1 pseudogene is annotated in these 823 nt (G+C 68.5%); it reads left to right on the plus strand.

The features are described from left to right. Nucleotides 1-96: 96 nt before the first annotated feature. A pseudogene (locus DR046_RS23045) lies at nucleotides 97-823 on the plus strand (IS5 family transposase); the annotation flags it as partial.

The raw sequence follows: 823 nt of genomic DNA on the forward strand, positions 1-823 counted from the left end.
TAGGCGGTGTTGACAAAACCCTTCCCCTGACTGGCTTGGCGTGATTCACGGTGCCCGACTGTGATCGGGCGGAGTGATGCGATGGCGCGGGATCTGATGTCGGATGCGGAGTGGGTGTTCTTCGAGCCGTTCATCCGCGGGGTGCGTGCTCGGAACGGGCGGCAGGGGGCCGATCACCGCCGGGTGCTCGACGGGGTGTTTTGGATCGCGCGCACCGGCTCTGCCTGGCGGGACCTGCCCGAGGAGTTCGGCAAGTGGTCGAGCGTTTACAGGCAGTTCCGCCGCTGGACGCTGGCAGGGCTGTGGGAGACGATCCTCGAGGCGCTCAACGAAGGAGCCGCCGAGCTCGACCAGCCGCCCGACCGGCTCCAGATGATCGACAGCACGGTCGTCCGGGCGCACCAGCATGCGGCCGGCGCAAGGGGGGGACTCCGAGACAGGGTATCGGGCGCTCTCGCGGTGGCCAGACGACCAAGATCCAGCTCCGCTGCAACGCGTGGGGCCTGCCGATGCGGACCGACGTGACGCCGGGCCAGACCTCCGATCACAAGGGCTTCGACCTCGTCATGGGCGACGACCTGCCCGCGCCCGCCGCGCTTCTGGCGGACAAGGGCTACGATGCCGACCGCATCCGCGCCTGGGCCGAGGCCCGCGATGCGATCCCCGTCATCCCCATGCGCCGCAACCGCAAGGCCCGTGCAGGCGTCGACCGGACGCTCTACGCTCTGCGAAACCTGGTCGAGCGCTGCTTCGGGAAGCTCAAGAACAGTCGCCGCGTGGCAATCCGCTACGACAAGACCGCCACCAGCTTCCTCGGCTTCGT

This window comes from Jannaschia formosa, assembly GCF_003340555.1.
Classification (GTDB): Bacteria; Pseudomonadota; Alphaproteobacteria; order Rhodobacterales; family Rhodobacteraceae; genus Jannaschia; species Jannaschia formosa.